The sequence below is a fragment of the Agrobacterium sp. 22-210-1 genome (genome assembly GCF_053522525.1).
The window spans coordinates 84,215-106,918 of the sequence record NZ_JBNWCI010000002.1 but is presented as its reverse complement, the minus strand read 5'-3'; the positions used below and the strand labels follow the sequence as shown (position 1 = coordinate 106,918).

At 58.9% G+C, this 22,704-nt stretch carries 27 protein-coding genes; 5 read left to right on the top strand and 22 right to left on the bottom strand.

Going from position 1 to position 22,704, the window contains the following annotated elements; genetic code table 11:
• Positions 1-81: 81 nt before the first annotated feature.
• The 3 genes from ACQZ5F_RS13525 to ACQZ5F_RS13515 all read right to left on the bottom strand — a co-directional run bounded on the left by ACQZ5F_RS13525 (position 82) and on the right by ACQZ5F_RS13515 (position 2,068).
• Positions 82-1,032, bottom strand: a complete 951-nt coding sequence (locus ACQZ5F_RS13525) for a FecR family protein (RefSeq protein WP_225339063.1) — start codon at positions 1,030-1,032, stop codon at positions 82-84.
• A complete protein-coding gene (locus ACQZ5F_RS13520) occupies positions 1,029-1,553 on the bottom strand; it encodes an RNA polymerase sigma factor (RefSeq protein WP_175414575.1) in 525 nt (174 codons plus the stop codon). The genes ACQZ5F_RS13525 and ACQZ5F_RS13520 overlap by 4 nt, the downstream gene beginning before the upstream one ends.
• Positions 1,554-1,831: 278 nt before the next feature.
• A complete protein-coding gene (locus ACQZ5F_RS13515; protein ID WP_046800405.1) occupies positions 1,832-2,068 on the bottom strand; it encodes an acyl carrier protein in 237 nt (78 codons plus the stop codon).
• A gap of 311 nt (positions 2,069-2,379) precedes the next feature.
• Here ACQZ5F_RS13515 and ACQZ5F_RS13510 point away from each other — a divergent pair, with 311 nt between their 5' ends.
• Positions 2,380-3,489 (top strand): acyltransferase family protein, encoded by a 1,110-nt coding sequence (locus tag ACQZ5F_RS13510; RefSeq protein WP_052820029.1) that lies wholly within the window; start codon positions 2,380-2,382, stop codon positions 3,487-3,489.
• Positions 3,490-3,862: 373 nt separating this feature from the next.
• Here the strand turns inward: ACQZ5F_RS13510 and ACQZ5F_RS13505 are convergent, their stop codons facing one another.
• The 13 genes from ACQZ5F_RS13505 to ACQZ5F_RS13445 form a co-directional block, all read right to left on the bottom strand.
• Entirely contained in the window at positions 3,863-4,150 is a 288-nt protein-coding gene (locus tag ACQZ5F_RS13505; RefSeq protein ID WP_225339062.1) for a hypothetical protein, read from the bottom strand.
• A gap of 584 nt (positions 4,151-4,734) precedes the next feature.
• Positions 4,735-4,872: a hypothetical protein gene (locus tag ACQZ5F_RS13500; RefSeq protein ID WP_167379179.1), complete on the bottom strand. Its 138-nt coding sequence runs from the start codon at positions 4,870-4,872 to the stop codon at positions 4,735-4,737.
• An 87-nt stretch (positions 4,873-4,959) separates the two neighbouring features.
• Entirely contained in the window at positions 4,960-5,232 is a 273-nt protein-coding gene (locus ACQZ5F_RS13495) for a hypothetical protein (RefSeq protein WP_225339061.1), read from the bottom strand.
• A 146-nt stretch (positions 5,233-5,378) separates the two neighbouring features.
• Positions 5,379-5,594 carry a hypothetical protein gene (locus ACQZ5F_RS13490; protein WP_046800409.1) on the bottom strand — a complete coding sequence of 72 codons (216 nt, stop codon included), beginning with the start codon at positions 5,592-5,594 and terminating at the stop codon, positions 5,379-5,381.
• A gap of 34 nt (positions 5,595-5,628) precedes the next feature.
• Entirely contained in the window at positions 5,629-5,865 is a 237-nt protein-coding gene (rpsU, locus tag ACQZ5F_RS13485; RefSeq protein ID WP_046800410.1) for a 30S ribosomal protein S21, read from the bottom strand.
• A gap of 27 nt (positions 5,866-5,892) precedes the next feature.
• A complete protein-coding gene (locus ACQZ5F_RS13480) occupies positions 5,893-6,180 on the bottom strand; it encodes a hypothetical protein (protein ID WP_052820030.1) in 288 nt (95 codons plus the stop codon).
• Between the two features lie 104 nt (positions 6,181-6,284).
• On the bottom strand, positions 6,285-6,494 hold the full coding sequence (locus ACQZ5F_RS13475; RefSeq protein ID WP_046800412.1) for a cold-shock protein: 210 nt from the start codon (positions 6,492-6,494) through the stop codon (positions 6,285-6,287).
• Between the two features lie 266 nt (positions 6,495-6,760).
• Positions 6,761-6,934, bottom strand: a complete 174-nt coding sequence (locus ACQZ5F_RS13470; RefSeq protein ID WP_167379178.1) for a hypothetical protein — start codon at positions 6,932-6,934, stop codon at positions 6,761-6,763.
• Positions 6,935-7,270: 336 nt separating this feature from the next.
• Positions 7,271-8,506 (bottom strand): Gfo/Idh/MocA family protein, encoded by a 1,236-nt coding sequence (locus ACQZ5F_RS13465; RefSeq protein ID WP_225339060.1) that lies wholly within the window; start codon positions 8,504-8,506, stop codon positions 7,271-7,273.
• 19 nt (positions 8,507-8,525) lie between these two features.
• Complete coding sequence (locus ACQZ5F_RS13460) at positions 8,526-9,347, bottom strand: sugar phosphate isomerase/epimerase family protein (protein ID WP_046800414.1); 822 nt, start codon at positions 9,345-9,347, stop codon at positions 8,526-8,528.
• 36 nt (positions 9,348-9,383) lie between these two features.
• A complete protein-coding gene (locus ACQZ5F_RS13455) occupies positions 9,384-10,547 on the bottom strand; it encodes a dihydrodipicolinate synthase family protein (RefSeq protein ID WP_448731252.1) in 1,164 nt (387 codons plus the stop codon).
• Between the two features lie 10 nt (positions 10,548-10,557).
• Complete coding sequence (locus ACQZ5F_RS13450) at positions 10,558-11,700, bottom strand: Gfo/Idh/MocA family protein (RefSeq protein WP_046800416.1); 1,143 nt, start codon at positions 11,698-11,700, stop codon at positions 10,558-10,560.
• Positions 11,701-11,945: 245 nt separating this feature from the next.
• The gene (locus ACQZ5F_RS13445; RefSeq protein ID WP_046800417.1) at positions 11,946-12,644 is read right to left on the bottom strand and encodes a TetR/AcrR family transcriptional regulator; all 699 of its coding nucleotides are present in this window, start codon (positions 12,642-12,644) and stop codon (positions 11,946-11,948) included.
• A gap of 117 nt (positions 12,645-12,761) precedes the next feature.
• Between ACQZ5F_RS13445 and ACQZ5F_RS13440 the strand changes: the two genes are divergently transcribed.
• The 4 genes from ACQZ5F_RS13440 to ACQZ5F_RS13425 all read left to right on the top strand — a co-directional run bounded on the left by ACQZ5F_RS13440 (position 12,762) and on the right by ACQZ5F_RS13425 (position 17,039).
• Positions 12,762-14,051, top strand: a complete 1,290-nt coding sequence (locus ACQZ5F_RS13440; RefSeq protein ID WP_046800418.1) for an ABC transporter substrate-binding protein — start codon at positions 12,762-12,764, stop codon at positions 14,049-14,051.
• Between the two features lie 81 nt (positions 14,052-14,132).
• Positions 14,133-15,011 (top strand): carbohydrate ABC transporter permease, encoded by an 879-nt coding sequence (locus tag ACQZ5F_RS13435; protein ID WP_225245840.1) that lies wholly within the window; start codon positions 14,133-14,135, stop codon positions 15,009-15,011.
• Positions 15,004-15,879 (top strand): carbohydrate ABC transporter permease, encoded by an 876-nt coding sequence (locus ACQZ5F_RS13430; protein WP_046800420.1) that lies wholly within the window; start codon positions 15,004-15,006, stop codon positions 15,877-15,879. Before ACQZ5F_RS13435 ends, ACQZ5F_RS13430 begins: the two co-directional genes overlap by 8 nt.
• An 86-nt stretch (positions 15,880-15,965) precedes the next feature.
• Positions 15,966-17,039, top strand: a complete 1,074-nt coding sequence (locus ACQZ5F_RS13425; RefSeq protein WP_046800421.1) for an ABC transporter ATP-binding protein — start codon at positions 15,966-15,968, stop codon at positions 17,037-17,039.
• 42 nt (positions 17,040-17,081) lie between these two features.
• Here ACQZ5F_RS13425 and ACQZ5F_RS13420 read toward each other — a convergent pair whose 3' ends face one another.
• From ACQZ5F_RS13420 to ACQZ5F_RS13395, 6 genes are all read right to left on the bottom strand, one after another.
• Positions 17,082-17,561, bottom strand: coding sequence for a helix-turn-helix domain-containing protein (locus tag ACQZ5F_RS13420; protein WP_225339058.1), 480 nt, complete (start codon positions 17,559-17,561; stop codon positions 17,082-17,084).
• Between the two features lie 2 nt (positions 17,562-17,563).
• Complete coding sequence (locus ACQZ5F_RS13415; RefSeq protein WP_225339057.1) at positions 17,564-17,818, bottom strand: DUF4160 domain-containing protein; 255 nt, start codon at positions 17,816-17,818, stop codon at positions 17,564-17,566.
• A gap of 98 nt (positions 17,819-17,916) precedes the next feature.
• Entirely contained in the window at positions 17,917-18,693 is a 777-nt protein-coding gene (locus ACQZ5F_RS13410; protein ID WP_225339056.1) for a sugar phosphate isomerase/epimerase family protein, read from the bottom strand.
• Complete coding sequence (locus ACQZ5F_RS13405; RefSeq protein ID WP_225339055.1) at positions 18,690-19,706, bottom strand: hydroxyacid dehydrogenase; 1,017 nt, start codon at positions 19,704-19,706, stop codon at positions 18,690-18,692. The genes ACQZ5F_RS13410 and ACQZ5F_RS13405 overlap by 4 nt, the downstream gene beginning before the upstream one ends.
• The gene (locus tag ACQZ5F_RS13400) at positions 19,703-21,580 is read right to left on the bottom strand and encodes a DUF2264 domain-containing protein (RefSeq protein WP_225339054.1); all 1,878 of its coding nucleotides are present in this window, start codon (positions 21,578-21,580) and stop codon (positions 19,703-19,705) included. Before ACQZ5F_RS13400 ends, ACQZ5F_RS13405 begins: the two co-directional genes overlap by 4 nt.
• Complete coding sequence (locus ACQZ5F_RS13395) at positions 21,573-22,637, bottom strand: LacI family DNA-binding transcriptional regulator (RefSeq protein WP_046800426.1); 1,065 nt, start codon at positions 22,635-22,637, stop codon at positions 21,573-21,575. The genes ACQZ5F_RS13400 and ACQZ5F_RS13395 overlap by 8 nt, the downstream gene beginning before the upstream one ends.
• Between the last annotated feature and the right edge of the window lie 67 nt (positions 22,638-22,704).

Here is a 22,704-nt window from a genome sequence, read left to right as displayed (position 1 = left end):
TCTCCGGGGCGGCAGATATTGTTCTGCTCCACGAACGAATGGGCCCGTTTTTTAAGGACACCCCCGGCGAAGAAATTTCACTCAATAAAGAACCGTCAGATAAGGGCCGGCTTTGACGACGCCGATTTCAAGCGCGGCGGCCAGATCCGCAAGAGCGGCATTTGGGTTGGAAAGGTCGAAATTGCCCGACAGCCGCTTTTGCCGCAGGCTCGGCCGCGTCACGACGATGCGGCCGGGCAGATAACGCTCGAAGGTTTCCACCACTTCGGCAAGCGGCCTGTCCTCGAAGATGAAGCGGCCGTTGCGCCATGCGGCAACGGAGGAGGGGTCGACCGTTTCGATGCTGCCAAGCTGGCCGTCGGGCGAATAATCGACGCGCTGGTTTTCATGAACCCGGCCATTCTGGCCCTGCTTGCCCGCTTCCACCTGCACGCTGTGTTCCAGCACCGTCACGCTCGTCGCTTCATTGCGCATATCGACGTCGAAGGCCGTCCCGAGCGCGGTGGTCGCGCCGCCTGCCGCCTCGACTGAAAAAGGCCTCGCCGCATCGGGAGCGACTTCCACGAAGATTTCCCCGCGCAGCAGCACAACGCGCCGCTCCTCTTTGGAGAAACGGAGTGCAATGGCGGAGTGGGCGTTCAGGGTGATGGTCGAGCCATCTTGAGTGGTGACGACCTGCCGTTCCGCCGTGCCGGACATATGGTCGGAACGCAGACGCATGGGCATGTCGGCGAGGTAAAAGGCGGAAAGCAGCGAGACGCCGGCAATGGCCGCCGCTGCCGCTTTGGCTTTGCCGCTGCCGCGCCTGCGCGTTGCCTTTGCCAGAAACGCCGGATCACCCGCCAGAAGGGCGCCGGCGTCGCCCATAAGACATCGGACACGCTCATAGGCCTTGGCATGTCGTTCATCCCCGGCGATCCAGGCATCGAAATGCGCGGCGAGCATGGGGTCGTCCGGGCTTTCCCGCCGTCGCAGGAACCAGTCGACGGCCTCTTCGCGCAACGTCGAGGCGCTTTTTGCCAATCCCGTCACAGCGTTTCCTCCAGGCATTCCAGGCAATGCAGATAGGCCTTGCGCAGATGACGATCGACCATGTTCTTGCTGATGCCGCTTCGAGCGGCGATATCGACCGAATTCAGGTTTCCGATGCTGCTGGCAAGAAAGACCTGCCGGCGCTGCAGCGACATGGACATGACGGCGCGGCGCAGCACTTTCAGGCGATGTTCCCGGTCGGCCAGGCTGTCCGCATCGGTGACCGGCTGCGGGGCAATAAGGGCTTCTTCCATGCTGCCGGAAAACAGCCTGCGCTCGAACTGTTCGCGGCGACGCCGGTCAATGCCGAGATTGGCGCAGGCGCGCACCAGAAAGGCGCGGATGAGCGAGGTATTTTCCGGGAGCCGGGGTTTGCCGGTCAGCCGCACGTAGAGATCGTGGACGATCTCCTGCGAAATGGCAGTCGTGTGTCCACGCCGGTTCATGGCCTTGCACAGTTCCTCATAATAGAGCTGTACGGCATCATCGATGAGTGCGCGGGACGTGGGCTTGCTCCACATGAGGCGGGTTCCCGGTCGGAAGGATTGAGCGATCCCGGGCTGCATAGGTGAAAAATCACCCCGTGGCAATAAACATGACTAATTTTATCATATATCTTTTGCGCCCGGCGAAAGATACGCCGGGAGGATGACGCCCGGCCGTATTTCTAGACGTCGCTCTGGTGAATATCACGGTCTGGCACAGGCCGCGCCGCCTGCGTCGAAACTCGACCCGTTGCGGCGCTGTTAGCGGGGCTAAACCCGCCGCTGCCGGGCGGGCCCCAAAACCAAGCCTCAAATCAAGCCTTGTTTTTTTCGATGAAGCGGATGGCGTCACCCACGGTCAGGATGGTGTTTGCGGCGGAATCGGGAATTTCCACGCCGAATTCCTCTTCGATTTCCATGACGACCTGGACGACTTCGAGGGAATCAGCACCGAGATCGTCAGCAAAATTGGCGTCATCGACGACCGTGGCGGGATCTACGCCAAGCTGGTCCACGATGATTTTTCTGATACGGTCTGCAATGCTGGACATAATGGGACTCCGCGAAAGTTGCCTGTCTCCGATCCGCCCGATCTGAATTTGCGCCAGAGCATCCCTCACAAAAATCGAAGCCGGTTTTCGCGGGGCGTGATGCGCAAAGTCAAAGGGGCAAAGCATCGATGACATCCGGACGTAGCATGCCTTTAACGTCTGCGGAAGAGTGTCGGCCAAGGGGACGTGTTTCATAATATTGCGCAATGTATGCTGCGTTAAACAGTTTGTGACTGGAAGCGATGAACCGTTGCGCGATAAACCTCGTTTTTGTGGAATAATATCGTTCAGCCCCACCGAGCCTCAATGCCATGGTCCAATCGTCCCCGGAACGCTTCATATTGCTCGACGGCATAAGGGGTGTGGCTGCCCTCTTCATCGTTCACCGTCACGCCGAGCAGCTTTTCGGAAAAAGCACCGCGTCGAGCTATCTTGCGGTGGATCTATTCTTTGCCTTGAGCGGATTCGTGCTGGCGCATGCCTATAGCAGGAAGTTGCTCGAGGGGTCGATTGCCCCCGGTTTTTTCATGAAGGCGCGCTTTGCGCGTCTTTATCCGCTTTACGGGTTGGGGCTGGCCCTGATGGCTGCCTATTTCATCTGTCTTTATGTGCTGGGCCTGCCAACGCCGATCGATGATCTCCATCGCCATATCGATCCCGGCGAGCTGGCTTTCGCTCTGGTGACGGGGCTTCTTTTTCTGCCCGCTCCCTTCACGCTCACCCTCAACGGCGCGCTGTTTCTCGTCAGCCCGGCATGGTCGCTGTTCAATGAGCTAGTGGTGAATGCGTTTTATGCCCGCTGGGGCGTGCGGGCGACGACGAAACAGACGGCTGCGGTGCTGGCCGTCAGCGCCATTGTGCTGATGGTGGCCGCCGCTGAGTTTGGCCGGCTGCATGCGGGTTTTCGCTGGCATGAAATGTATGCCGGCATGGGACGGGTATTTTTCTCGTTTTTCGTCGGCGTGCTGATTTATCGTTACCGTAACCGCGTGCCGCAGCTGCGGCCGGTACAGGCTGCTCTTTGTCTTCTGCTGGTCTGCTTCATCCTCGCCGTGCCGATGACGCGGGAGCTTCGGCCGTTTTTCGATCTTACGGTCGTGCTGCTCATCTGGCCGCTGCTTTTGTTCGTTGCAAGCCAGACGGTTCCGGGGCGCAGGACGGCGCTGGTGTCGGTGTTTTTGGGCACGGCGTCCTATGCGGTGTATGTTCTGCATATTCCGCTTCTGGCCTGGACGGAGCTTCTGATGCCCGCGGTCGATGGGACAAACATGGCGTTGCCGGCCGGCATCGCTTTCCTGGTCGGGACGACCTGCCTGTCATGGTGGCTGACGGTGAATTATGATCAACCCGTTCAAAAATGGCTGAAGAACCGTCTGAAAAAAGCCGCCCGAAATCAGCCGGACGGTTTGATCAAAGGCTAAATTTCTACGGCGTCAGTAATGGGCAAAGATCGGAGCCGTCAGCACGAAAGCCGCGACGAGGCTGATGATCGTCAGTTTCGCCGCTCGCATGCGCCGCATCCTGCGGCCGCTCCAGTCATACGTCATACTCCACCCTCCACGCAGACGCAAAACTTGCCGATATGAAACCCCGCTCGGGCATCGCCGCAAGCCAGTTGCGGTTCCCCAATGTCCGATGCTGCAAATTCCATACGGGGAGCGTCCCGTGTTGCGCTTGAACGCACGCAGGACGCTCCATTTCAGTCTTGCCTGATATACAGCATTTGCCAAGCCGTTATTTTCATCGGTGATTTTGAAGGTTGCTCTTCCTGCAAGGCGCGAGGCAGCATTTTCCTCACCGGTAAAGCGGCGGTAAACCCTGGATCGCGTAACGCGGCAGCGGCTTCCAGGCTTTCACGCGTTCATGCTTGTGAACGCCGAACAGAAAAAGCATTTCCTCGGAAAGATCGGCAGGGTCGGTCAATCCGTCCTGAAACAGCTGGATCACCTTGCGAGCCGCATTATTATAAAGAAGGGCCTCATCATCGACGAGGTGGTGGTCATAACCGAGACCTTCGAGCACCGATTGAAGCATTTTCAGGTCTCTTGATGAGATGATGCAATTGTTGCATGTGGAAGACATGACGTCCTCCTTTCTGTGGAGTACACAAAGCCGGAGCGTCACGCGTCCATCCGGACGCTGTGCAAAGGACGCTTCAACGTTTTGAAACGACGGGCTCTTCCAAAGAAAACCATTTCCGGTGTCCCGGACGATGCTGCCGTGCATGTCGTGTAAAATTGCAAAACGGTCCTGTCGGTCAACGACATGCGCAGGACGGGGGCTTTGGGACGGCATATCAGCCTGACGGCGGTAACGCCCATAAATTACCGATGGGGAATCGTGCGCCCTTTGGGGCTGATAGGCAAGTTAATTCGAATGCCGGTGACCCGTTCGGAGATATTTGTAATCTGCGGTATTGCGGGCAACAAAAAAGGCCGGGGCAATATTGCACCGACCTTCCTCATATCGCTTTCAACACCAGTGCCAGTACATCCGTGGTCAAAAGTCTAAAGCGACAAAAACAACTGCGAACGACAATTTCATTCGCGCTCACCAGCAGTTGCCATATGAGCTATATAGGTGGGCAATGTGGCCAAAACAAGTCCGGCAGCAAAAAGGATGTTTTACCCTCTATAATTTGCCGGCGGCCAGCTGAGACCTCCTCGTTATTTCTTCTTGCCGTCCGCCGTCGTGGCGTTTGCGAACTTGACCTGCGAACCGGTCGGTGCTGCCGCCGCGGCTTTGGTCTTGTCCTTCTTCGGTTTGCGGACTTCCTTGTTGCTGCGCAATTGACCCTTGGCCATGGTGTTCTCCTCGTGTTGAAGCAGTATCTGATGTGACGCCTGGGCATCGTCGCTCAAGGCGGGCAGGGGTGGGAAGCGGTTTCACCGTCAGGACAGGCAAGGTCCCGAGAGTGAATGTTTCCCGAAGGACAGGGTCGGTTTGGACAGGCGGATGCGGCCCGCTGGAACGGTTCTCTTCGACACGTCGGTTTGGACGCCGAAATCCGGAAAGGCTGCAAAATAAGCGTCGCGATCCTGGCGAATGGCCGTTTCTTCAGCTGCGTTCAGCAGCAGGCGCAGCGAGGCATTTTCCCGATACCCCGTGCCGCCGGTGCGGACGAGGTTGCGTGAAAGACTTGGTGAATAAAACTCGGAAGACATGACGTCCTCCTTTCGTTTGGGGCAAGGGCTGTCTACCCTCAATCACCAGCGCCCTTCGACAGGTTGCTGACAGGCGAAAGGTGCGCCTGTTGCGTATAAGGTTCAAGAGGTTTTTCGAGTGGACGGCGGCAAAATGCGCAGCAGCGCTATTTTTTACCGGATGGCCTTTTGGCGGGTGGGTGCGGAGTGGCGGCGGTTGCCGCCTCCTGCGCTTCGCGAAGCTGGCGAAGCCGTTCCGTCTTGCGCGCACGCTGGTCGGATTCGGCAGTGATAATCTGTCTTGCCGCCTTGTCCGTCATCGATGCCTTATCCTGAGAGGACAGTTTTTCGGGTTTGAAAACAGCCTCTTTGGGTTCGGTCATGACGTTCTCCTTTGCGGGAAGGCAGGATTAGCAATTAGCGGGTGCGGGCAGCCTTTTTAGGAGCCGGCAGCAGTCCCTCGCGCTGCATCTTTTTTCTCGCCAGCTTGCGGTGGCGGCGTACGGCTTCGGCTTCTTCACGAACGCGCTTTGCCGACGGCTTTTCGTAAGCTTCACGAGCACGCATTTCGCGGAAAATACCCTCGCGCTGCATTCTCTTCTTCAAGACGCGAAGCGCTTGCTCGACATTGTTATCTCTGACGATGACCTGCAAAATATCTCCTTAAAGCAGCCGTTGCTGCTATTTTCTGACTTTGATCGTGTTCGAGTTGATCCAGCTGGATCCCGAAGCACGGGGTGCTAAACTTTCCGCGTCCAGTCCTTTTGATGAGGACGAAGCGGTATCGATTTCATCGGATGCAATGTTCCGTTCGAAGTTCTCGTTCTGAAAACGAACCCTGAAACGAACCAAACCCTGCGTTTCCGGCAAAACCATAATGATCCGGCCAGGCCCGCTGGGCTGATTGCTGCCAAGGACGCCCGCCTTGAGGACAATCGCATCGCCGGAGCGGTAAAGATTTTTGCGCATGAGGGCCTCCCATGGCCAAAAAAAGTAAAAGGCCGGGCTGAACCCGACCTCTCAGAATCATTCCGCTCCGCTGTCGTATTGACGCCAGCGGCGCGAATGAAAAATCAGGCAGCGCGCAGATTGTCGGCGGAGCTTTTGCCCGAGCGACGGTCCTGAACGATGTCGTAGGTGACCTTCTGGCCGTCATTCAGCGAACGCAGACCAGCGCGCTCAACTGCGGAGATGTGAACGAAAACGTCCGTGCCGCCGTTGTCAGGCTGAATGAAGCCGAAGCCCTTGGTGGCGTTGAACCACTTTACAGTACCAGTGTTCATAACGATTTCCTTTCGTAGCAATCGTTGTGGTTCCCGCGATACCTTGCGGGATTGGATCGATTATTTGAGAGGAAATCCAACGAGAGCACGGAGGCTGGAGCGTCGGTCACAAGCAATGGTCGATTGGGCAAATATAGCCGGAATTTTCAATTTTGCAACGAGGGCGCGGCGGAAAATACGTTAGTTCATCTTAGTATTTCTTGTAAGTAATTATTTTAAAACATTTTCTCCGATGCTTTACCGCCGCACGCCGCACGGAATACGTGTCAACCGGCGCCCGGCGAAACATCCTTCGAGTTGTCGCTGTCCGGCAGGCTGCCCGCGCCCGGCGTCTTGTCATAATCGGTGAGGGAGGGTTTGGCGTGTGGGCCGGCAGGCGGAATGTCACTGGCCTTGGAAGGGCCTTTTTCGTCTGTTTTCGGCTTTTTCTGCTGCGTCATGGCTTGTTCTCCTTTGCAGGGAAAACGCCGGGAGAAGCGCGAGGTTCCGCAGCAGTGCCCGGCTGTGGGCAGGTGCCAAGCCGTCAGCGGCGGGATCGCGGTTTTTTCTCGTCCCTGTTCATGTCGCGCCCAACCCATTTGAAGAAAACAAAGAGGCTGAAGCCGATGATGATAAGCGGAACGAAGGATTCAAAACTGGACATAATTCACTCTCTCTTCCCCCGGTGATCATCTTACCGGTAAGGAAGAAGCGCGTAATCTGCGGAATATCGTCCGTTCTTTTTGCCAGTTGCAGCGCGCGTCCCACTATCGAAGGGGCCGCGCGCCGAAGATTCTCTAGAGCGGCAGTGATTTCACCGCTTCGGAGCCGCCCTCGCGGGCGCTCTTCAGCGCCGCCACGCCACAGAGAACCGACATCGCACCGGCCCGCGAACCGGCCCGCTGCCGCAGCCGGTCGTTCGAACCCGGCTTGAAGATCATGTCGCGCATGCGGTTGTCGCCGCCATAATGGCCGCCCGGCTCATGCGGCACCCAGATGTGCTCGACCCCGCCGCCGAAGCTTTTCACCAGCAGTATTTCGTCCGCCGGTGGCTCCGTCCAGGGCTGCTTTTCATATTGGCGCATTTCAATGCGGCCCTTATGGCCGTTGAAGGCGATATGATGACCTTCGATCGGCATATAGGTATTGAGCGAATAGGAAACCTGCACGCCGCTCGCATAACGGATCGAGGCGCTCATCGTATCCGGGATATCGATCTCCTCGCGGAAAACGCAGGCATCGCGCATATAACCGTCAATGCTCGAAGGATCTTCATAAAGCGCATCGAGGAAGGGATCGGCGCCGAGATCCATGAAATAATCGCACTCATCCTTGTGCGGACAGGTGCGACAGCGCGTTCCGCGGAACGGACCGTTCCTGCCATAATGCAGCAGCTGTCCGAAACCCTTCACTTCCACAGGGTCGGAATCGAGATACCAGTTCAGCAGATCGAAATGGTGGGTGGCCTTGTGCACGAACAGGCTGCCGGAATGTTCGGTAAAGGCGTGCCAGCGGCGGAAATAATCCGCGCCGTGCTGATTATCGAGATACCAGTGAAAATCGACTGACGTGACCGTGCCGATGGCGCCTTCGTCAATCAGTTCCTTGATACGCGCGGCGGTGGGAGAGAAACGATAGTTGAAGGAAACGTCGACCCGGCGGCCGCTTTTGGCCTCCGCCGCGCGAATGCGATCGATCTTTTCCGGGGTGGTGGTCATGGGCTTTTCGCTGATGACATCGGCCCCGCCTTCGAGCGCGCGGATGATGATGTCGTCATGCGTGTCGTCAGGCGTGCAGACGATCACCAGTTCCGGGCGCTGTTCCAGCATCATCCGGTCGAAATCGTCGTAGAGCGGTGCGCTCGATCCCATCATGGTGCGGGCGCGTTCGGCGCGCATCAGGTTCAGGTCGCAAATGGCGACCAGCTCGACATAGTCGCTCCAGCCGGCCAGCAGTTCGCGGCCCCACATGGTGGTGCCGCGATTGCCGGTTCCGACCAGCGCATAACGTTTGCGTTTCACCCTTTCAGGCATTGTCTCTCTCCCGGATATCTCAACAAACAGTCTTGAAGCGCTCGACCACGGTGGCGAGAACCTCGTCCATCGGCCGCGCCTGCCAGCGATGCGAAAAGATTTCCACTTCCTGCGGGCCGTGGAAGCCGGCGGCCTCGATCATGGCGCGAAATGCCTTCAGGTCAATCACGCCGTCACCCATCATGCCGCGGTCATTGAGCGGATCGGTGGTGGGCACCAGCCAGTCGCAGATATGATGCGCGAGAATTTGCCCGTTTCTGCCCGCACGCGCCACCTGTTCCTCCAGTTCCGGGTCCCACCAGACGTGGTAGACGTCGATGGCAACGCCGGTGCCTTCCCCCAGCCGGTCGCAGAGATCAAGCGACTGTTTCAGTGTGTTGAAGCAGGCGCGCTCGGCGGCGTAAAAGGGGTGAAGCGGTTCGATGGCCAGTGGCACGCCGGCGTCCCGCGCATAGGGCAGAAGCTCGGCCATGCCGTCTTCCACCATCTGTCGCGCGCCTTTGAGGTCCCGTGAGCCGGCGGGCAGGCCACCCACGACCAGCACGAGGCAATCGGCCTTCATGGCGGCGGCTTCATCGACGGCGCGTTTATTGTCCTCGATGGCGCGGCGGCGGCCTTCCGCATCAGGGGCGGGGAAAAAGCCGCCCCGGCAATGGCCGGAAAGGCGCAGGCCGTTCTGCTCGACAATGCGGGCGGCTTCCGCAAGCCCGACGCCGTGCACCTGTTCGCGCCAGGGCGAAATGGCGGTGATGCCATGCGCAAGGCAGGCATCAACAATGGCACCGAAAGCGCCGCCCTGGCGCACGGTGGCGAAATTGATGGAAAGGCCTTCAAGACTCATCTTTGTATCTCCCCTTCTTTACTCCAACGTCTCGCCTCAAGCGATGCCTCTGACGGCCAGAAATGCCTTCATGCGATGTGTGGCGAGATCCGGTTCGGCCAGCACATTGGCCTTGTCCGCCAGCCGGAAAAGTTCGGCGAAATGCTGCGTGGAGCGGGTGCTTTCCTGCCCGCCGACCATGGTGAAATGATCCTGCAACCCGTTGAGATAGGCGAGGAACACCACGCCGGTCTTGTAGAAGCGGGTCGGCGCCTTGAAGATATGGCGCGACAGCGCCACCGTCGGTTCCAGAATGTCGAAGAATTCATTGTCCGCGCCGCGCTTCAGGCTGGCGAGCGCCTTGGAGGCGGCAGGCGCAATGGCGTCGAAAATGCCGAGCAGTGCGTCCGAGTGACCTTTTTCGTCACCGGCGATCAGTTCGGCATAGTTGAAATCGTCACCGGTATACATGCGCACGCTTGCCGGCAGGCGGCGGCGCATGATGATTTCCTTTTCCTTGGAAAGAAGCGAAATCTTGATGCCGTCGATCTTGTCGGCATTCTCCTCGATCATGGCAAGGCAGGTTTCCATCGCCTCCATGTGGTCGGCAGAACCCCAATAACCCTCAAGCGCCGGATCGAACATTTCGCCCAGCCAATGGATCACCACTTTCTGGTCGGCATGGGATAAAACTCTGGCATAGGCCTTGAGATAATCATCCGGCGAGCCGGCGGCGGCGGCCAGCGCGCGGCTTGCCATCAGGATTACGCGCCCACCTTCTCCCTGAACAAAATCAAGCTGTTCCAGGTAAGAATCGATAATCTGGTTTAGATCGTAACCGCTGCCATTCAGATGGTCCGTGCCGACACCGCAGGCAATCAGCGCATCCTTGCGACTGGCTGCTTCCTTCAGCGAACGGGAGATCAGTTCCTGCGCCTGCGGCCATGCCAGCCCCATGCCGCGCTGCGCCGTGTCCATGGCCTCGGCGACACCGAGGCCGAGGTCCCACAGGCGATGGCGGAAGCGCAGGGTGGCGTCCCAGTTGATGGCGGGGTTAAGCCACGGGTCGTTATCGGCAAACGGATCGGCCACCACATGGGCGGCGGCGAAGGCGACGCGGTTGAAATCCGCCGCACTGCGTTTTTCAACCGCGACCGGCGTGCCTGATAGGCTGTAGACCTCGATGCTGCGGTCTTCCTTCGGAAGCTTGAGTTCGCTCACGTCAGCCTCCTCAGGAAATGGCGGGAACGTCGAGCCAGCGGCGTTCCTTCCACGATCTCAGCCCCAGTTCCGCCAGCTGCACGCCCTTGACGCCTTCCATGAGGCCGTAGGGCCAGGGGTCGTTGTCGACGAGATGGCGCACGAACATTTCCCACTGCGCCTTGAAGCCGTTGTCATAGGTGACGTTATCAGGCACTTCCTGCCAGGTTTTGTAGAAATCGATGGTTTGCGGCTGGTCGGGGTTCCACACCGGTTTCGGCGTGTTGGTGCGATGCTGGGTAAAGCATTTGGTCAGGCCCGCCACTGCCGAGCCGTGGGTGCCGTCCACCTGGAAGGTCACGAGATCGTCGCGGCGCACCCGCACCGCCCATGAGGAGTTGATGTGGGCGATAGCACCGCCTTCCAGCTCGAAGGTGGCATAGGCCGCATCATCCGCATCCGCCTTATAGGCTTTGCCCTGCTCATCGAAACGCTCCGGAATATGGGTGGCGCCAAGGCAGCTCACCGATTTCACCGGGCCGAACAGATTGTCGAGCACATAACGCCAATGGCAGAGCATATCGAGAATGATGCCGCCGCCATCCTTCAGGCGGTAATTCCACGATGGACGCTGCGCCGGCTGCCAGTCGCCTTCGAAAACCCAGTAACCGAACTCGCCGCGCACCGAGAGGATTTTGCCGAAAAAGCCGCTGTCGCGCAGCATGGCCAGCTTGCGCAGGCCGGGCAGGAACAACTTGTCCTGCACCACGCCGTGCTTGATGCCGGCGCTTTCGGCCAGCCGGGCAATCGCCAGCGCCTCTTCCATCGTGTCGGAAATCGGCTTTTCGCAATAAACGTGTCTGCCGGCCTTGATGGCTTTCTCCAGCAGGCTGCCGCGCATCTGCGTCGTTCCGGCATCGAAGAACAGGGTATCGTCAGGGTTTGCCAGCGCCGCATCGATATCGGTCGTCCAGCGGGCGACATTGTGCTTCCTGGCGATTTCCTCGATCTTCGCACCATTGCGGCCGACCAGAATGGGATCGAGCATGACCCTTTCGCCGTTCTTCAAAAGGACGCCGCCCTGATCGCGAATAGCGAGAACGGAGCGCACGAGATGCTGGTTGTAACCCATGCGGCCGGTGATGCCGTGCATGATGACGCCGATACGTTTCATGAATTTCCTCCCAAGGCGGCCTTTTCCCGAAAGCCGCTTCCGTCAAACATGGCAATTTGTAACCATTTGGTTATTTGTGGTCGTGAAGGATGCGATCTGTCAAGATGTTTTTGGCAGGAAAATCACATGCCGTGGCGGTGGCCGGAATAACGGCTTTGTGCCGCGTCGCAAAAGGAAACGACGCGCTTCGCGGATGCGAATGGCGCGTCGTCACTGTTGTTAAAGGATAATCCGGTTCTGCTGGTTCAGATCGGCCGCACTGCAGCAAGCAGGGTATCAACGATGTGCTGGCCCCAGCGTTCCAGCTCGGCAGGGTCGGTCAGGTCGCGCTGAAAGATCGTCGACAGCGTAAACCGGTTCGACAAATAGAACGCGCCGAGCGACGCTATGGTCAGATAGACGTCGATCGGGTCGAGACCGTCGCGGAATTCGCCCGTATCGCTGCCGCGCCGCAGCACGTCCTCAAGCTCGGAAATGAAATTCGAGTGCATGGCTGCAATCGTCGGAGATTGCTTGAGATAGCGGGCTTTATTGAGGTTTTCGGTGGCGAGGATGCTCAGGAATTCCGGGTGGTCGAGAAAATAATGCCAGGTGAAAAGCGCAAGTTCCCGCAACCCTTCCGATGGGGGCTTGCGGGTGAGATCGAGCCGCCGTTCAGTGTGGCGAATATGGCGATAGGCGTCTTCCAGAACGGCGAGATAAAGCGCATCCTTGTCACCGAAATAATGGTAGATCATGCGCTTGTTCGTGCCGGCGCGGCGGGCGACGACATCTATTCTTGCGCCTGCCAGCCCCTTGGCGGCCACCTCGCGGCGGGCGGCTTCAAGGATGGCGGCCCGGGTTCTTTCCGGGTTGCGAACCTGTGCGGTGGCGCGTTTGCGCTTGGGGGCAGGCGCTTTTTCCGGAGCCGGATCGGGTTGATGGTTTTTCGTGGTTTCTTCCATTTCAACACCCGCTTGACAATGTTTGCGATCAGTGTTCCCATGTAACCAATTAGTTATAAAACGGCAAGTGTCGTTTACGTTCATCATCAATTGGCAGTCAATAGGGAGGAGTTGCCAATGCCCATGATGCTTCACAGGAGAGGTGTGCTTTCAGCAGGGCTTGCGGCCCTGTCGCTTGCAACATTGGGAGGAGGGTCGGCGCAGGCGCAGGCCGCGCGCCTTCGCATGTTGTGGTGGGGGTCGCAGGAACGCGCCGATCGCACCAACAAGGCGATATCGGCCTATAAACAGGTCAAGCCCGATCTCGACATTGCCGGTGAATTTGCCGGCTGGAGTGATTACTGGCCGCGCCTTGCCACGCAGGTGGCGGGCCGCAATGCGCCTGATCTTATCCAGATGGATTATCGTTACATCTTCGAATATGGCCGTCGCGGCGCGCTGGCACCCCTAGATGAATATATCGGCAAGGGCCTGAAGATCGAAGATTTCGGCAAGATGAACATCGATTCCGGTCGAGTCGATGGCAAGCTTTACGGCATTAATCTCGGCGTCAATTCCAGTGCCGTTTTCTTCGATCAGGCGGCCTGGGAAAAATCCGGCGCGACGCCGCCGTCTATCGGCCAGACCTGGGAGGAGTTTGCCGAAAACGCCGCCAAGCTGAGCAAGAACAAGCCGAAGCCCGGTTATTACGCCACGGCCGATGCCAGCGGCGTGGAGCCGAGCTTTGAAAACTGGCTGCGGCAGAACGGCAAATCGCTTTATACACAGGATGGCGGCATTGGTTTCGATCCGACGGATGCGACCAAGTGGTTCACCCTGTGGGCGGATCTGCGCAAGAGCGGCGCCTGTGTGCCGGCCGATGTGCAGGCGCTCGACCAGCTCAATATCGAAACCAACCCGCTGACGACGGGCAAGGCGGCAACCGCATTCGCCCATTCCAACCAGTTCGTCGGGTATCAGAAGCTCAACAAGGCCAAGCTTGCCATCAGCTCCTATCCGAAGAGCACGAAGGATGGCCCTTCCGGCCATTATCTGAAGCCTTCCATGCTCATCAGCGTCGCCAATGGCAGCGCCGGCATCGAGCAGGCGGTTGGGTTCATCAACTTCCTGGTCGCCGACCCGCAGGGCATCGATATTCTCGGCGTCGAACGTGGCGTTCCGGCCTCGGAAGCCATGCGCAACGCGCTGACCCCCAAGCTCGATGAGGTCAGCAAGAGCATGGTGGAATATATTGCCGAGATTACCCCCGGCGTCGGCGATCTGCCGCCGGCGCCACCTCCGGGTGCGGGTGAGTTCGCCTTCGTCCTGAAACGCACGGCGGAAGAAGTTGGCTTCGGCAAGATTTCGCCGGAAGAGGGCGGTGACCGTCTCGTCAAGGAATCTGAAACCGTTATCAAACGGAAGTGATGGCGTATGGCATTTCGATCTGAAACTCTTGTGGGGGAGAGCCGTGGCGCGGCTCTCCCGAAGCGGGGCAGCGTGAAGCGGATGTTCGACCGCAATATTCACGCCTACCTGTTTCTCCTGCCCTGGCTGATCGGCTTCTTCGGCCTGACGCTGGGTCCGGCGCTCGCGTCGCTTTACCTGTCTTTCACCAATTACGACCTGTTGCAGTCGCCGGACTGGGTGGGGGCGGCAAATTATGTGCGCATCGCCACCGATGATCCGAAATTTGCAGCCGCCATGCAGGTGACGTTTACCTATGTGCTGCTGTCGGTGCCGCTGAAGCTCATCTTCGCGCTGCTGGTGGCGCTTGCCTTCAATCGCGGCATCAAGGGTTTGACGCTTTACCGGGCGATATTCTATCTGCCGTCGCTGCTGGGTTCCAGCGTTGCGATTGCCGTGCTCTGGCGCCAGCTATTCGCCTCTGACGGTCTCGTCAACATGATCCTCTGGCAGGCTTTCGGTTATGAAGGGCCGAGCTGGATTTCCAATCCGGATTATTCGATATACACGCTGGTCATCCTGTCGGTCTGGCAGTTCGGTTCGCCGATGATCATCTTCCTCGCGGGTCTGAGACAAATCCCGCAGGATATGTATGAAGCCGCCGAAATCGACGGTGCAAGCAAGGTGCGGCAGTTCTTCCGCATTACCCTGCCGCTTTTGACCCCGGTGATCTTCTTCAACGCCGTTATCCAGACGATCGACGCCTTCAAGGCCTTCACGCCCGCCTTCATCATTTCCGAAGGTACCGGCGGGCCGATCAACTCGACACTGTTCTACACGCTCTACCTCTATCAGGAAGCCTTTGGTTTCTTCCGCATGGGTTATGCCTCGGCGCTTGCCTGGATTTTGGTGATCATCATCTCGCTGTTCACGGCCTTCTCGTTCCTCAGCGCGAAATACTGGGTACATTACGATGACTGATGCTGTTACCGCTCCCCGGCCGGGACAAGGCCCGCAACGCACGCCGCTGAAATCGGTGATGCTCCACACGGCGCTAATCATCGCCTCCTTCGCGATGCTCTATCCGATCCTGTGGATGATATCAGGTTCGTTCCGGCCGCAGGATGAGCTGTTCGGCTCTTCCTCGCTCATTCCCTCGGCGGTCGATGTCGGCGGATATATTCGCGGCTGGACGGGGCTGCAGGTGAGTTTCGGGCAGTTCTTCTGGAACTCCTTCTTTATCTCCGTGCTCGCCACCATAGGAAACGTGGTCGGCTGCTCGCTCACGGCCTTTGCTTTTGCCCGGCTGCGGTTCGGCGGGCGCAATTTCTGGTTCGCGCTGATGCTCGGCACCTTGATGTTGCCCTATCACGTGGTGCTCATCCCGCAATATATCCTGTTTCTGGAAATGGGCTGGGTGAACACATCGCTGCCGCTGATCGTGCCGAAATATCTGGCGACGGACGCCTTCTTCATCTTCCTGATGGTGCAGTTCTTCCGCGGTATACCGCGTGAACTGGACGAGGCGGCTGTCATGGACGGCTGCTCGCCCTTCCGCATCTACTGGAAGATCATGCTGCCGCTATCGCTGCCGGTGCTGGCCACGGCCGCCATTTTTTCCTTCATCTGGACCTGGGACGATTTCTTCGGTCCGCTGATCTATCTGAACGACATCAACACCTACACCGTGCAGCTCGGCCTCAGATCCTTCGTGGATTCCACCGGCAGCTCGGACTGGACCTCGCTTTTCGCCATGTCCAACCTGTCACTGGTGCCGGTCTTCCTGTTCTTCCTGTTTTTCCAGCGGCTGCTGATCGAAGGCATCGCCACGACGGGAATGAAACGCTGAACGGAACCCGGATCGGGAACGCATTTTAAGACAATCAACACTGTCGCTGCCGCCCTGCATGCGGCGCGACAGTCGGGAGAAACAGCATGGCAAGCAGCATTACGCTCGAAAAAATCGTCAAGCGGTTCGGCGCTTTTCCGGTCGTTCATGGTATCGATCTGAAGATCGAGCCGGGTGAGTTCACCGTTTTTGTCGGCCCATCGGGCTGTGGAAAATCCACGCTTTTGCGCATGATTGCCGGACTGGAGGAAATCTCCGAGGGTGATCTTCGCATCGATGGCGAAAGGGTCAACGAAACAGCCGCCTCCAAGCGCGGCATCGCCATGGTTTTCCAGTCCTATGCCCTTTATCCGCATATGAGTGTCTACAAGAACCTCGCCTTCGGGCTGGAAACGGCGGGCTACAAGAAGCCGGAAGTCGAGGCGCGGGTGCAGAAGGCCGCCGATATCCTGCAGATCGGCCCGTTGTTGCAGCGCAAGCCGAAGGCGCTTTCGGGCGGCCAGCGCCAGCGTGTCGCCATTGGCCGGGCTATCGTGCGCGAGCCGAAAATCTTCCTGTTCGACGAGCCTTTGTCCAACCTTGATGCGGAATTGCGCGTGCAGATGCGCGTCGAAATCGCCAAGCTGCACCAGACGCTCGGCAGCACCATGATCTATGTGACGCATGACCAGGTGGAGGCCATGACCATGGCCGACAAGATCGTTGTGCTGCGCGACGGCCGCATCATGCAGGTCGGCCGGCCGCTCGATCTTTACAATAATCCAGCCAACCAGTTCGTGGCCGGTTTCATCGGCTCGCCGAAGATGAACTTCCTCTCCGCCAAAGTGATTTCAGGCGATAGTTCCAACCGCACCATCGAGGTGGCCGGGCAGCGCATCGTGCTGGAAAAGCCGGTTGCGGCCGGCGAAGGCGAACCGCTGACCTTTGGCGTGCGCCCTGAACACGTCAACCCGCAGGCGCAATCCTCGCTCGGCGAAGCTTCCATCCAGCTCGTGGAACATCTCGGCGGCTCGACGGTGGTTTACACCAATACCCCGGACGGCCAACCGGCCACCGTGCTGCTGGACGGCCAGCGCCAGATCCGCATCGGCGAGACCATTCCCTTTGCGTTCGATCTGGCCAAGACACATCTGTTCGGGGCGGATGGGCGGCGGATATAGTCAGCTAACCTTCGCATTTCGTGAGTGGGTGGCCGGTGTGTCCTAAGCGGCGTGTTTCGGGCGTCCGGGCCGGCGGGGACGAAAATGCGCATGCATCAGAAGCGGGTCGCGCTGGGTGGCCCGCAGCAGCATCTTGACCGCGTGGCTTACCGGTGCACCGGCACGGTAGTTGTTCCAAGTCCGTAAAGTGACACCGAGAAAATCCGCCGCTTCATTGTTGGAAAGGCCGATTTCCTCCTGCCATTTGCGTAAATCCTCGACATCGAAGTCCCGCTGGTCTTCTGCGATCTGGTAGAGATGATAGGCATCGATCGCCAGATCTTCGCCTTCCCATTCAACGCTGGCGCCATAGTCGGTGACTGTCGCGGTGTTCCAGATATCTGCCGAGCGGAGCGCATTTAGCAATTCTCCTCCGGTAGCTATCCATCCGGTCAGATCGGCGGTTGATTGGCTACCATCGACCCAGTCGATGATGAGAAAGCTGGGCAGATTAGGCACTACGGCTTTGACGCGCGGTGTCATGGCTAGTTTTCCTTTTCTACAATGGGAAAACGCGGGTTTGTGCGATTCCATTCATCGACAATCAGGCTCCGGTTGGTTTTCGCCCACGCCAAAGCTTCGGCTTCGGCCCTGCGGGGCAGCTTGCCACGCAGAATTTCCAGAGTTTCGATGTCTACGAGCGCATCGGCATCCGGTGTTATGATGTGAAAATGCGGCGGCAAGTGATCGTTCGCGTAGACGCGTATGATGATGTTCCCGATCTGAACAAGCTTGCCCATGCATCACCCGTGACACTAAAGAAATATAGTGCATAAATTTCACTATGTGAAGTGAAGGGATAGAGCTTATTTTTACTGCGTAGGTAGCCGCGCGAGATCTATGATCTGCCAAGAATCCGGTTGAGCGCCGCCGCATCTTCCGCAAACTGGCCGACATCATCACCTTTGACGAATTCCAGCATCGCATAAGCCGTCTTCGTCCAGCCGCTCTCCGGCAACGCCTCGACGCACGACCGCCAATAATCCGCACGGTCGGCAAGCGGCAGGCGGCTGGTGTCGGCAAGCCAGGCGAAGACGTGCAGATGGCAGATGCGTGAGCCGATTGCCGATATTTCAGCGCGAGCCTTTTCGAGCGGCAGGCCGGGTGCCGGCTGCCAGTAGAAAAACAGGTTAGGCACGGCCAAATCCTGCGCCAGTTGCAGGGTCGAGGGCAGGGTGTCCGTCAGTGAATTGGGGTGATATTCGAGGCCGATCGTCATGCCGTAATCTTGCGCATGGCGGGCGATTTCTGCCAGCGCCTCGGTGGCCCTGCGGCGCTCGGCGGGAGAGTAGTCGGTGGAGGGCCGTTTGCGTCGGCCCGGCCAGATGCGGATATGGCCGGTGCCGAGGGCCTTGGCAGTTTCGAGAACGGCGGTCAAATCTTGCCGCGTAAAATCCGGCGCGAAGATGTAGGAGCCGTAGGAAGAGACGGTCAGGCCCGCTTTAGCGGTCCGCTCGGCCACATCCCTGGCGTTTTCGAGACCGCCTGACGGCACATGGATATCCGCGCCCCACTCTATTGCCTTGATGCCGTTTGCGACGGCAAGGTCGATGACCGCCTGCGGCGACAGGGAGCGGAAGGTGACGGAGCAGAGGCCCGGCTCGAAAATTCTCATGCAATCAGTTCCAGATGTTCCGGCCGCACCTGCTGTTCAAGTGCCGCGCCCTGGCAAAAACGTTCGATTTCCGCGATTGCCATGTCGCCCAGCCTGGCGCGTTCTAGGCCTACGGCGCCGGCGATGTGCGGCGTCAGGAAGACGTTGGGCAGGCTGTAGAAGGCAGAGTCCGGCGGCGGCACTTCCGGATCGGTCACATCGATGACGGCTTCGATACGCCCGGTTTTTAGCTCAGTCAGCAGTGCTTCCTCATCCACCAGCGCGCCGCGCGCCGTGTTGATCAGGGTTGCGCCGTCCTTCATCCGGGCGAGTGCTTCCGCGCCGATCATATGCCGGGTCTGCGGCAGCGACGGCGCATGCAGCGAAATGACGTCGCTCATTGCCATCAGCGCATCAAGCGATACCAGCCGCACGCCAAGGCGCTCCGCCTCCGCAGCGCTTAAAAACGGGTCGAAAAGGATGATGTCGAGATCGAAGGGTTTCAGCAGATTGATGACCCGACGCCCGATGCGCGATGCGCCGACCACGCCGACCGTCAGGCCAAGATTGCCGATGGCCTGCGATTGCAGGTGATCGACGTTTTCCCGTCCGCGATCGTTTCCATAAATGCGTCGGAAGCTGAATGTGCGCTTGCCGGCAAGCAGGATCATCGCCAGCGTAAATTCGGCGACCGGCTGCGCATTGGCCTCCGCCGCACTGCACACGGTGATGCCGCGCTCAAAGACCGCCTGCGAGAGGAAATATTTCACCGTGCCGGCAGCATGGGAAATCAGCTTCAGCCGTGACATCAACGCCAGTTCCCGTGCGCCAATATCGGGGCAGCCCCAGCCGGTCAGGAGAATATCCGTCCGTTCCAGCTGGTCTTTTATCGATGGATCGTGAAAGTCGCGGATGCGGTTGATGTCGATGATATCGACGCTCTGCGACAGTCTTTCTAGCGCCTGTGGTGTCAGCACATGCTGCGTCCGCTCCGGGTCCATGGCAAGGCTGAGACGCGGAAGCGGGCTCGTCATCGTGGCTCTCCCGTCGCCGCCATGCTGCTGACCGGGACGCCGCGTTCCGCAAACAGGCGGTCGAGCGCCCTGATGTCAGGGAGAACGGGAATAGCTGCCAGGGCTTTTTTGCTTTCAGGTCCGGCCAGCCCCACAAAGACGGCGCAGGCAAGCAGAGTTTCGCCGGCTGGAATGTCGCCGCGCAGTTGCGGCACCGTGGTTTTGGCATTGACGAGGTTGGTATTGGGTAGCGCCTTCAGTGCGATGCCCTGGCGGGATATGACGGAGCCGAGATCGATGATCGCGGAGATGTCGGTGCCGCAATCAGCCGATGCATGGCCGGTTGTCTCGGTTACGGCATCGCTGTCGCCGTCATTGCGATTGATGGCGAAGCCGCCTTCGGTGACGGAAAGTGGCCGGCCGGAGGTGATCCGGTGCAGCCGGATGTGCCAGTCGCCGGCGGCAACCAGCGTCGTTTCAACCTCGACATCCGGGAACGCTTTCCATGTCGCCCGCAGGTTTTCGCCCGCCAGCAGAACCTTTTCGTTGGTTTCGCGCACCCGGTAATGCAAACCGTCATCAGAGAAGGCCAGCATGTTGTCAAAACCATTGGTCCTGAAGCCGCGCTCATCCACCTCCACACCAAAACCATAACGGGAGGAATAGGCGAATTTGGCATATTTCTCCGACCCGCCGCGCATCGACAGGGTTTCCTGCCCGCTGGAAAGTGCCGTGACGTTGCCTTTCGTTCGCATCATCACCATGCCGGGATGAAGGAGCGGCCGCGGTTTGGTGGAGGTTTCGGGCAACTTTTCTTCCGCCTGCCAGAAGGGGTGGCTTTCCGGCAAGGCGAGCGGCAGGAAGGCCTTGAAGGCCCAATAGGGAGAACCGGCCGAATTATAACTTTCCGACATGGTCAGCTGCGGATAGGCGTAACCGATGGAGAGAACGCCGTCGCGATCGGCAATCGGCTTTTGTGCCCACCAGCGCAGATGCTGCAGATAAAGCCCCTTGATTTCGCCCCAGGGCAGAGCCTCTTCATCGGCAAAGGCAAGGCCGGCCCAGAAACCGCCACAGGCGAAACGATAGGTCATGGACCGGCCGAAGGCCAGCGCCCCGCCATCCTCATCGAACCAGTTGGCAAAATCGCCGGCAAACAGGCGGGCGCGTTCGCGGTAACGTTCGGCGTAAGCATCACCAGGCTTGCTGAGTTTTGCGTAGATCAGGCCGTAAAAATGCATGGCGAAGGCGATATAGTGGTCGATGCGGCGATAATCGCCGTCACGATACCAGCCGTCGGCAATGTAGAAACCGTCCAGCTCCGTCTGGAAGGTCTCCGTCAGGCTGCGATCGAAATCTACGCCCAGATGATCGAGCGCCATGTCGACCATCACCCGGAAAAATTTCCAGTTATTGTCGGCATAATTGCGCTCGCGCGCCGTCAGCAGATAGCGGCGGACATTGTCTTTCTGCGCGTCGGAGAGGGGTTCCCAAAGATGTTGCGGTGCAAGCCGAAGCGCAAAGCCCAGAGCTGCAAGTTCCACCAGCCGCTGATCCTTCTGGCGCACGTCGCCCCAATAATCGGGATGGGCGGGATCGGTGCCGTTGGCGATGCCTTTTGCCAGAAGCGGCCAATGCTCAAAACTGTCGCCGCTGAGCGCCAGCGGCGCGATGCCCCAGAGCGGCCGGGCAAATCCTTCCAGATCGGCCGCCGCCCGGTCAAAATGCGCGGCAGTGCCGCTGAGTGTCACCCTTGCGCCGCTTTGCGAAAAATAGGGCAGAAGCGGTGCGAAACTGTCATCCAGCGCCTTTCTGACATCGGCGCGGGTTTTGAGCGGATTACCATAGAGCGGATTGAAACGGGTCATCGGATCATTGTTTGCCGCATCATGCATTACGTATCGCCTTTCCCGTCTTTTTCGCCTGTCCGGCGGTCTGTCCTTCCACCAGCTGCACACCCAGCTGCACCTGCCGGGCATTGGCGGAAGGTTCCGTCAGCCGGCGGCGCATCAGTTCCACTGCCTCGCGGGCGATTTCGCGGCGGTCGACGCGGATGGTGCTGAGGCGAGGGGTGGAGAGTTCGGCAAAGGGCAGGTCGTCGAAGCCGATGATGGAAAGATCGTCCGGCACGGCAAGGCCAAGCTCCTGCGCCGCCCCCAGCGCGCCGAGCGCAATCGCATCGTTCATGCAGAAAATGCCGGTCAGGTCAGGGTTCTTGGCCAGTAGCTGGCGAACCGCATCACCCGCCTGTCCGAAGCCGCTATCCACGGTGGAGAGCAGGAATTCCTCATAGGTCGTGCCTTCTTCCTCAAGGATGGTGTGGCGGAAGCCGCGCATGCGCTCGCGTATGGTGTGGCGGTGGTGCGGGCCGATATAGGCGACCTTGCGGTGGCCGAGTTCCAGAAGCCGCCGCGCTGCCATTGCACCGCCGTAAAAATTGGAGGGCGAAACACAATCCAGCGTCATCGAGGGGTCGGCGCTGTTGACCAGAACCGGCTGCAGCACACCCTGCGTGATGCGGTGAATGATCTCCTCTTCAGGGTCGAGGCCGATGGCAAGAAGGCCGTCCGCTTCGCAGACCCGCTGTGTCAGGGCGTCATCCACCTGTTTCTGGTGCAACAGCCGGATATCGAGTTCAAACCCGTCCGTCTGGGCAAGGCTGCGCAGCATGTCGAAAATATCGTGATAAAAAGCGCCGATATCGCCGGTTGCCCTTTCGGCGGACATCAGGGCGAGAACCTTCTTGCCCTCCAGCGGCACACCGCCGGCCTGGCTGGTGACCGGCCGCAGCGGATAACCGAGCTCCGCCGCAACCCCCAGAACCTTGGTCTGGATCGAAGCGCTGATGCCTTTTTCCCCGGCGAGAACACGAGAGACGGTGCTGATGGAGACACCGGCGCGCTGGGCGATATCCGACTGGCGCGGGCGGCTGATGTCGGGCGTATCGTTCATGTCGTCTCCTGCGCTTGCAAAAAAATCTATTATGATGCAAATATTGCAAATACAGAAAATTTGCAAG